The 3198-nt window shown below is 57.9% G+C and carries 3 protein-coding genes; all 3 read right to left on the bottom strand.

The window, feature by feature from the left end:
• Nucleotides 1-978, bottom strand: a 978-nt coding sequence (locus tag M3A49_RS42065; protein ID WP_266233960.1) for a tyrosine-type recombinase/integrase, incomplete at its 3' end; no start/stop codon positions are given.
• Nucleotides 971-1912, bottom strand: a complete 942-nt coding sequence (locus M3A49_RS42070; protein WP_254340574.1) for a tyrosine-type recombinase/integrase — start codon at nt 1910-1912, stop codon at nt 971-973. The genes M3A49_RS42070 and M3A49_RS42065, both read right to left, overlap by 8 nt.
• The gene (locus M3A49_RS42075) at nt 1909-3150 is read right to left on the bottom strand and encodes a tyrosine-type recombinase/integrase (protein ID WP_254340575.1); all 1242 of its coding nucleotides are present in this window, start codon (nt 3148-3150) and stop codon (nt 1909-1911) included. The genes M3A49_RS42070 and M3A49_RS42075 overlap by 4 nt, the downstream gene beginning before the upstream one ends.
• Nucleotides 3151-3198 lie beyond the last annotated feature (48 nt).

Below are 3198 nucleotides of genomic sequence, written 5' to 3' on the forward strand. Positions count from 1 at the left end.
GGTCATCAGGTCGGGCTGATCCCGCCATTGCTTTTGTCCTTCGGCACCGCCTTCCACTTCGCATGTCGCTAGCGCCCGCGCCTTTGTTTCCAGATTGATCTCGGCGTAGATATTGGTCGTCTCCAACGAAACGTGCCCAAGCCAGCCGCGTATCGTATTGATGTCGACACCGGCCTGGAGTAGTAGCGAGGCGGTCGTATGCCGAATCACATGTGGGTGCACATTCTTGCCGGCAAGCGACGGCGCGTTGGCTGCAGCACGGATAGCGCAGCGCTTGACCAATGCATGAATGCCGGAGCGCGTCATCGTCTGGTGGAATCGATTGAGGAACACCGGCGCGTCTGCGGCCCTCCCCTCGGACTCTGAGCGCAACGCATCGAGTGTGGATTTCCAGAGCGGGCAGCGGCGATGTCTGTTCCCCTTGCCGACGATGCTGACCGAGCACGTGTGCCAGTCAACGTCGCCAATCTTGAGCTGCGCAGCTTCGCTTGCACGCGCTCCTGAGTTAAACATGAAGAGCAGTAACGCATGTTCGCGCTGCCCCTGCGCTGTATTGACGTCAGAGGCAGCGAGCAGGGCGTCCATTTCCTGCCTGCTAAGGTAGCTGATCTCCGGCCGACTGGTTCTCTTGACAGGAATCAGATGAATCTGTGCCCACCAGTCGACGTATTCAGGCGCATGTTCGCCGATGAAACGAGCCAGCGCATGGATGCCGCCAAGCCGCTGATTTCGTGTGCTGACCGTACAGTGGCGTTGTTCTTCCATGTGCGTCAGGAACAGACGGACCATTTGCGCGGAGAGATCATCAACGGTCAGGCGATCGATCCGCTTGTCGACCTTGGCGGCTAAATACGGAAGCAACAGCATGAGCATGTCGCGGTAACTTCTTTGCGTATTGACGGCAAGGTTACGTTCGCCCACCAGATACTCAATCAGGAAACGTCGGATCCACGGACCCAGCAGGGATGAGTTATTCATGTTGCACCTCAAGGACGTATGTTTCAAAGCGCGTGCTCGCTGCATTCAGCAACTCGGGCGTCAGGGTAAGGTAGCGTTGGGTGCCCGCGAGATCGATGTGGCCGAGATAGGTCGCGAGCTGCGGCAACAACAGTTGCAAATCCGCGCCGCAGCGATACCAGGCGATTAGCCGGTGCACTGCGCCTGAGTGTCGCAAATCATGCAGCCTCGGCTGGCAGGACGCACCGCCTTCGCGTTGGATATTTGCCAGAGTACGCTGTCGCTGAAAGGCCTTGCGCACAGCTTTCTGGCTCAGGGGGCGACCATCGCGTAAGCAGAAGAACGGCGCATCCGGTGCCTGCCCAAATCTCTGGTTGCGTTGCCGGGCATAAGTTTGCATCGCTCTATTCAGATCTACGCCTAGCGGAACCAGCCTGGATCTATAGAATTTGCTCTCGCGCACGTGCAGGACGGCTTCGTCGAGATCGACGTCCTGCATGGTTAGCCGCAAGGCTTCGCCATGGCGGAGGCAACCGCCGTACAGAATGAGAATGAGTGCACGCAAAACATATGCATCCAGCAGACCGCGTGGACTGCATGCCGCCGACGCCACGTCGAGCAGGCGCTTTAATTCCTGCTGCGAATAAATATAGGGTGTCAGCGGTGGCGGCAATCTCGGACTGTAGCGAGGAAGCGGCGAAGCCTGGACATATCCACGCGAGAGAGCAAAACGAAACAGGCAGTCAAGTACAGACCTTCTCTTCCGCCAATGGTTAGTCAGCGGCCTGTTGCCTGTCAGAAAGTCCTGTACCTGTCCGACCGTGACCGATTCCACATCAATGTTGCCATCAACCCGGTGGCAGAATGAGGCAAGCGTGGCCGCCTCGGAATTGAAGCGCATGCCCAACGCCCGTTTGTGGCTCACGTATTGGGCGACGAGTTCGGAGAGCTTCATAGCAGACTCCCCAGATCGATTTCGGCTACACACCGCAGTCCGGTCAGGTCGACCTTCGCATAGATTCTCGTCGACGAAGCGCTGCGATGGCCGAGGTGATCACCGATCTCCTTCAGCGCAAAACCCGCGTCGAGTAAGTGCCGGGCGTTGGCGTGCCTCAGGCAATGTGCGCCACGCCGCGGAATATCGATGCCCAGCGTCGTGAGACGCGAGCGGACAATGCCGCTTACGCGTCCGGGTGACAGCGGTCGGATCGGCGCCTCGACCGACAGGAAGAGCTCTCGATGGGCGCTTCGTGGACGCGCTTCCTTCAGGTAGCGCAGAATGGCGTTTCCAACGGTTGCCACCAGCGGGTATTGCTGTGTGCAGCGTTGCTTCGGACGATTGACATGAAGGATCTCGCCGCACCAGTCGATGTCCTCCAGACGGAGCCGTACTACCTCGCCGCGCCTCAGTCCGTAAACAACCAGCAGCATGATCATCGCACGGTTGCGTAGATCGATCGTGCTCTCGCCGACAAAGCTGGCGACAAACCTTTGCACGTCATCCCAGTTCAGCCCGAGCGGCAACCCCTCCTCTCTATACACCACAGGTGCCTCAATGCCCGACGCAACGTTGGTAGCCCACCCTTGTCCTTCTGCGTACCGGAAGAAATTGCGCAGCGTGCTCGCAAGCGCGTGCAATGAGACTCTGCTCCAGCCGCGGTTGCCTTGATAGGCGAGGTAGGTGTCGACATCGTGGATGGTGAGAGCATCGAGTGCCTTGTCAGGGCGACAGACCATTGCCAGAAAATGGCCGATCTCATCACGACAGGTTGAAATCGTGGCAGAGGAAAGTCCTCGCTGGTCGCGCATGAAATCGACGTAGTGCTCGACATAGCGAACAAATGGTTCTTCTATAGGATGCCGTTCCTCCAGACGCCCCAGAAAACGCAGCCAGGCCGTGGCGGTATGGATGAACAGAAGCCGCGAGCTGCGGGACTCGTTCGTGCGCTCACTTCGGAGAAGTCGAATCCGATGGTCAACCGCAAACGCGATTTCCTCGTGCGTTATTAACCGCGGGCGGGACAGATCAATGCTCTGTGAAAAAACCAGCAGGATCCACGCGATCTTCCGAATCGACCTGAGCGGATAACCCTGTTCCTGACAATGTACGAGGAAGCGCTTCCTGGATTCCACGCAGGGCGCGAGATTGTGGGCAGCAAGAACATGCGGACGCGTAAAGAGAGTCTCGAACATGATATTCCCCCATCATTGATCAGTGGAATATCAGTATCAGCCTGAAAA

This window comes from Paraburkholderia sp. CNPSo 3076 (assembly GCF_026343935.1).
In the GTDB taxonomy this organism is placed as follows: domain Bacteria; phylum Pseudomonadota; class Gammaproteobacteria; order Burkholderiales; family Burkholderiaceae; genus Paraburkholderia; species Paraburkholderia nodosa.

Excerpts from the sequence above, each read along its gene's own strand:
- M3A49_RS42070 (WP_254340574.1), bottom strand. The coding sequence starts at position 1,912 with ATGAAGCTCTCCGAACTCGTCGCCCAATACGTGAGCCACAAACGGGCG.
- M3A49_RS42075 (WP_254340575.1), bottom strand. The coding sequence starts at position 3,150 with ATGTTCGAGACTCTCTTTACGCGTCCGCATGTTCTTGCTGCCCACAAT.